Below are 5701 nucleotides of genomic sequence, written 5' to 3' on the forward strand. Positions count from 1 at the left end.
TGGTCAAGGCGGTCTATATCGACCGGCGCGAACTCAAATGCGCCTGTGTGGGCGGATCGAGCAACGTGCCGCTGGGCTTCCTGTCGCTGACCGAGAATCTGATGATGATCGCCATGGCGGTGTGGATGGTCCTGGGCATGTCCTGATCATTCCTCCCATCGCGGGGGAGGAATGAGGCGATGTTTCCCCGGGGAAACATCGCTCCCGCGCGCGCCATCTTGCCGTATTGAATGAATTTTGCCATTAACTACCCCCAAATGCTTCAGGGGGTAGGTAGGTGGCCGAAGATCATGCAATCATATCCCAGATCGGCGATCTGGCAAGCGCGGGCGAGCGGATGATCGAGCGGTTGCGGCGCAAGGCGTTCCTGCCCGAAAGCCGCAAGGGCCTGCACGTCCGATTCGGCATCGCGGAGGCAGCGCAGCTTCTCGGCTGTTCGACCAACCGGATCCGCATGGCGGAGGAGGATGGCCGCCTGCCCTCCGCCCCGATCACCGACAATGGCCGTCGGCTGGGCTATACGGTCGAACAGATGCTCAAGATGCGCGAGGTGCTGGGCGCATCGCCGGTCCGCGCGCCGCTCGACATTCCCGCGATCATCGCCGTCCAGAACTTCAAGGGCGGCGTCGGCAAGTCGACCGTCACCACCCACCTCGCCCATTATTTCGCGGTGCAGGGCTACCGCGTCCTCGTCGTCGATTGCGACAGCCAGGCGACGACGACGACCTTGTTCGGCTTCAACCCGCATTTCAACGTCACGCGCGAAGAGACGCTCTACCCCTATCTGTCGATCGACCCGACCCAGACCGACCTGGCCTATGCGGTCAAGCCGACGCCCTGGCCCAATGTCGACCTGATCCCGTCCAACCTCGAACTGTTCGACGTCGAATATGAACTGGCCGCGGCGGGCAGCGACGGGGGGTCGGTTCTGGCCGCGCGGTTCCGCAAGCTGAAGGCCGGGCTGTCCGATCTGGCGCGCAATTACGATGTGGTGCTGCTCGATCCGCCGCCCGCGCTTGGCACGATCAGCCTGGCGGTGATGCAGGCGGCGAACGCGCTGCTGGTGCCGCTGGCCGCGACGACGCCGGACTTCTGCTCGACGGTCCAGTTCCTGTCGATGATGGACCAGGTGCTGCATCAGCTCACCAGTGCCGGGATCGAGGTGGATTACCAGTTCGTCCGGCTGATCTGTTCCAAGTTCGACGGTAATGACCCCAGCCACGCCATGGTCCGCGCGATCATGGAACAGAGCTTCGGCCCTGCCCTCCTCCCCGTGCCGATCCTGGAATCGGCCGAGATCAGCCATGCCGCGATGCGGATGATGACCGTCTACGAACTGGAAAAGCCCATCGGCACGCCCAAGACGCACAAACGCTGTCGCGCCAATCTGGACGAGGCGATGCGCCAGGTCGAGCAGCTCGTCCGCCAGGGCTGGGGCCGGGTCGAACCGGCCAGCGAGGAGGCGGTGATCCATGCCGCCGCATGATCCGCTCCACCCCCTTTCCTACATGACGATGTTCTGCCTATGTTCCGGGTGGGAGGCTTATCATGGCGCGTAAACAATCCGATTATCTGGCCGCTCTTCTGGCGGAGGAGGAGGGCGTCGCCGCCTCCCCTGCCCCCGCGCGAACCGCACCGACGGAGCGGAGCCGGACGACCACCCTGCTGGGCCGCGAATCCGCGCTCGCCCGCGTCGCCAGCGGCGAGGTGCGGCAGGTCACGCAATTGATGCTCGACCCGGCGCGGGTGAAGGTGTGGCCGGGCAATGCCCGCTTCCACGGCCATCTGACCGAGGAGAATTGCCGCGAGCTGATCGAATCGATCATCGCGGAAGGGGGGCAGAAGGTGCCCGCCGTGGTCCGCCGGATCGAGGGCGATCCCGATTATGACTATGAGGTGATCGCGGGCACGCGGCGCCTCTGGTCGATCCGCTGGCTGCGCGCGAACAGCTATCCCGACATGATGTTCGTGGCGCAGGTCGCGCAACTGGACGACGAGGCGGCCTTTCGCCTCGCCGACCTGGAGAACCGGGCGCGCGCCGATGTCTCGGACCTGGAGCGGGCGCGCAACTATCTCGCCGCGCTGACCACCCATTATGGCAACCACCAGACGCGGATGGCCGAGCGGCTGAAGCTGTCCAAGGGCTGGCTGTCCAAGATGCTCAAGGTCGCCGCGATCCCCGACGAGGTCATCGCCGCCTTCGCCTCGCCGCATGAGGTTCAGCTCAAGCCCGGCTATGCGCTGGCGCAGGCGATGCAGGACCCGATGCAGACGACGGCCATCACCCGCGTGGCCCAGGTCGTCGCGAACGAACAGGCGGCGCGGCGCGAGGCGGGCAGGCCCGCCATTCCGGCCAATGAGGTGCTGCACCGCCTGCTGACCGCCCGCAAGATGATGATGGGCGAGGACGGCGAGCCGGAGCGCTACAATTATCACAACCGCTATGGCCGTCCCGTGCTGTCGGTCCAGTCGGCCAACCGCCAGGGCGTGACGGTGCGGCTCCATGCCGGTTCGGGTGCGGATGTCGAGGAGATCGTGAAGGCGCTGCGCGGGGCCCTGGCGTATCTCGAACAGACGGGCAGGGGGCTGCAACCCTGATGTTTCCCCGGGGAAACACCGCCCTGCGCGCATCCCGCATGTTTCCCCGGGGAAACATCGCATGAGCCGCGCCGACCGCGAGGAGAAGAACGGGCAGTTCGAACTGTTCCTGCCCTATCTCGCCGACATGCCGCTGCGCGACCAGCGCGAGATGATGGAGCGGCCGTTCTTCAGCCTCGCCAAGTCCAAGCGGGTCAAGCCGATCGACTATCGCTCCCCCGACGGCAAGCTGTGGGTCCATGTCTCGGGCAATCCCGATTACGGCATGGCGACGATCTGGGATGCCGATATCCTGATCTATTGCGCGTCGATGCTGGCGGACATGGCGCGGCGCGGCATCAACGACGTGCCGCGCAAACTGCACCTGATGCCCTATGACCTGCTGCGCGCGATCGGGCGCCAGCCGACGGGGCGCGCCTATGAACTGCTCGGCCAGGCGTTGGACCGGCTGGTCGCCACCACGGTCAAGACCAATATCCGCGCCGAGAACCGGCGCGAGGCGACGTTTAGCTGGCTCGACGGCTGGACCCAGTTGGTCGACGAGAAGACCGAGCGGTCGCGCGGTATGACCATCGAGCTGTCCAACTGGTTCTATGAAGGCGTGATGATGACGGGCGGCGTGCTGTCGATCGACCGCGCCTATTTCGATATTTCGGGCGGCCGCGAACGCTGGCTGTACAAGGTCGCGCGCAAACATGCGGGCGGGGCAGGGGAGGGGGGGTTCGCCATCTCCATGCCGACCCTGTTCGAGAAATCGGGCGCCGAGGGGCAGTATCGCCGCTTCAAGTTCGAGATCGCCAAGATCGCCGAGCGCAACGCGCTGCCCGGCTATGCGCTGGAGATCGAACAGGCCGAGGGCAAGCGCGAACCGAGCCTCAGGATGCGCCGGCGGGCCGAAGGGGAGGGGGAGGGGGCGCGCGCCCCGTCTGCCCCGCCTGCCCCTGGGCCTATAGCGGCGCCCAGGCCCGATCCCGTTCCGCCACCGGCCGCAGCGCCCGCCACGGCCGAGCCCCAGGTCGACGCCGCCTTGATGATCCGCCGCAGCGTGAAGAGCCTGTCGACCCGCGCGACCTTTGGCGAGATCACCGAGGCGACGCTGGCGCTGCTGCGCTCCGAATGTCCCGGCTGGGACTATCAGACGCTCCACGCCGAATTCAAAGCCTGGGTGGAGGGCGACCCGGCGCGCACCCCGGTCAGCTATCAGAACGCCTTTATCGGCTATGTCCGCCGCTTCGACGCCAAGAACCGACACCTGCTGCGCGGATGATGCGGGCAGGGGGAGGGGGCTCCCCCCGAACCTGGCTGGAACGCGATGAACGCCCCCCTCCCCTTGAGAGGAGGGGTCGGGGGTGGGGCGCCACCGCAAGCGAGGCGTTCGTCGCAACGCCCCACCCCACCCCCGCCGCTGCCCCCTCCGTTGAAGGGGAGGGGCGCGCGCCGGCTCGATGCCATGGCCCTCGCTCCCCAATGATCGGTGGAAAACGGACCATCCCCTGAACGCCCCCTGCGAGGAGAGCCGCTACGCGTTCCCGATATATCGGTTGTTCGGACGCGTCCGCGATCCTGCCTCGACGCCGCTCGCAAGTTTGAACGTCGCCGTGCGCGATGGGCCGAAAACTGATTCAATCGGACCGCCGATTTCGCCCCCTGATCCGGCCCTTCGATACATCTGGAACGCGGTTCGATACTCCCGGAACGCATCCACGGCACTTCGGGAACGCCACCCACGATATTCCGGGAACGGATCCACGATATTCCGGGAACGCACCTGCCTGGAAAAACCCCGGAAATCCGCCGTTTTCCGGGCATGCTGGGCCCTCTTAACCCCTTAAATATCCCTGTAACGCTCTAACCCTGGCGAGATGGGTTTTGAAAGAATCGGGTAGAGAAGAAGGGGCCATGATCGACAGCAATCCCAGTCACTTATGACTTTTCTGAATCAGCGCGACTTTCCACTTCTGTTCCGCTGCGAACCGATTCAGGAAGGGCCCATGCCGATCGCGCGCGAACATCGCTGGCTCTACCCGATCGACTGGCGCGAACTCTCCGCGCTGATCCGCTTCGGCCGGGCGAGGGGGCGCTGCGAATGCTGCGGGCGGCCCCATGGACGCGACGTGGTGCATCTGGGCGACGGGCGCTGGTGGGACGACACCGCCGCGCGCTGGCGGGACGGACGCGGCCGGCGGGTGAGGGCGCTACGCAGCCCCGCCGAGATGATCCGCGAGCAGCCGGGCCTGGCGGGCATCGCGCCGCCTCTCCCCTTCCGCACGACCCGCGTGATCCTGGCCAGCGCGCATCTCAACCATGATCCGGGCGACAACCGTCCGCGCAACCTGGCGGCCCTGTGCCAGGCCTGCCACATGCGCCACGACGCCGGCGAACATCGCCGACGCCGCATGCGCAACCGCTTCCGCGCCAGCGCCATCCGCGACCTCTTCGCCTGACCGTCCTGTCGACACGGACCGCGGGATTCGTGCTTGGAGCCGCGAAATGTAACCGGCTGGAGGGCAGGGGCCCCAGCAGGGGCAACGCCTATCTCGGCTACGACCAGGACGTCATGGGCCACGTCGCCACCACTGGTAATTATGCCCGCGTGAATCCGATGCCCGATGCGCCTATCCTCATCGAGCAACGGCCCGCCTGATTGAGCCTCTATAACGAGGCCCGCTCTCTCAAGGCGTCGGGCTACCACTCACCCCGCGGGGCTCTTGGGGGCCATTAAAGCTGATATGCGATGAAATGCGCCACAGTGCGACGTAACGCGATCATCTGCGTCGATAGGCGATTTTATGCGATGCTCCACCAGGCGCGTGCAATTCCGCGCCATCGTCGCAGATCGTCGCATACGTAGAGAAGGCAAGATAGGTGTTGTAGCCATACACACTCACGCGCGCACGCCGCGCAACACGGTTCTTACTCGCTTGCGGCTTGACGTCATTTTGCTCTGCGAGGCAGACGAACGCTGGCGCGTTGGCCTGAACCGCCCCGGGTTTCGCGGAGGCTCCAACTTATGAGTAGGAGCAACCGGAATGAGCAAGACGCCGAACAAGTTTTCCCCCGAGGCCCGCGAGCGTGCAGTTCGGATGGTTGGCGAGCACCGGGC

Annotated in this window: 4 protein-coding genes and 1 pseudogene; all 5 read left to right on the forward strand. The window is 65.8% G+C overall.

Annotated elements, in window-relative coordinates:
- A pseudogene (locus ABDV78_RS19330) lies at positions 1–146 on the forward strand (glutaredoxin); the annotation flags it as partial.
- 191 nt (positions 147–337) lie between these two features.
- Positions 338–1486, forward strand: a complete 1149-nt coding sequence (locus tag ABDV78_RS19335) for an AAA family ATPase (RefSeq protein ID WP_343529077.1) — start codon at positions 338–340, stop codon at positions 1484–1486.
- A 62-nt stretch (positions 1487–1548) separates the two neighbouring features.
- Positions 1549–2598, forward strand: a complete 1050-nt coding sequence (locus ABDV78_RS19340; RefSeq protein WP_343529074.1) for a ParB/RepB/Spo0J family partition protein — start codon at positions 1549–1551, stop codon at positions 2596–2598.
- Between the two features lie 61 nt (positions 2599–2659).
- The gene (locus tag ABDV78_RS19345) at positions 2660–3865 is read left to right on the forward strand and encodes a replication initiator protein A (RefSeq protein ID WP_343529075.1); all 1206 of its coding nucleotides are present in this window, start codon (positions 2660–2662) and stop codon (positions 3863–3865) included.
- Positions 3866–4589: 724 nt separating this feature from the next.
- Positions 4590–5042 carry a hypothetical protein gene (locus ABDV78_RS19350; RefSeq protein WP_343529076.1) on the forward strand — a complete coding sequence of 151 codons (453 nt, stop codon included), beginning with the start codon at positions 4590–4592 and terminating at the stop codon, positions 5040–5042.
- Positions 5043–5701 lie beyond the last annotated feature (659 nt).

The sequence above is a fragment of the Sphingomonas sp. genome (genome assembly GCF_039594485.1).
GTDB lineage: Bacteria > Pseudomonadota > Alphaproteobacteria > Sphingomonadales > Sphingomonadaceae > Sphingomonas.

Bases quoted from the DNA above. Each gene is read 5' to 3' on its own strand.
- ABDV78_RS19335 (WP_343529077.1), top strand. From the start codon at position 338: ATGATCGAGCGGTTGCGGCGCAAGGCGTTCCTGCCCGAAAGCCGCAAG.
- ABDV78_RS19345 (WP_343529075.1), top strand. From the start codon at position 2,660: ATGAGCCGCGCCGACCGCGAGGAGAAGAACGGGCAGTTCGAACTGTTC.
- ABDV78_RS19350 (WP_343529076.1), top strand. From the start codon at position 4,590: ATGCCGATCGCGCGCGAACATCGCTGGCTCTACCCGATCGACTGGCGC.
- ABDV78_RS19340 (WP_343529074.1), top strand. From the start codon at position 1,549: ATGGCGCGTAAACAATCCGATTATCTGGCCGCTCTTCTGGCGGAGGAG.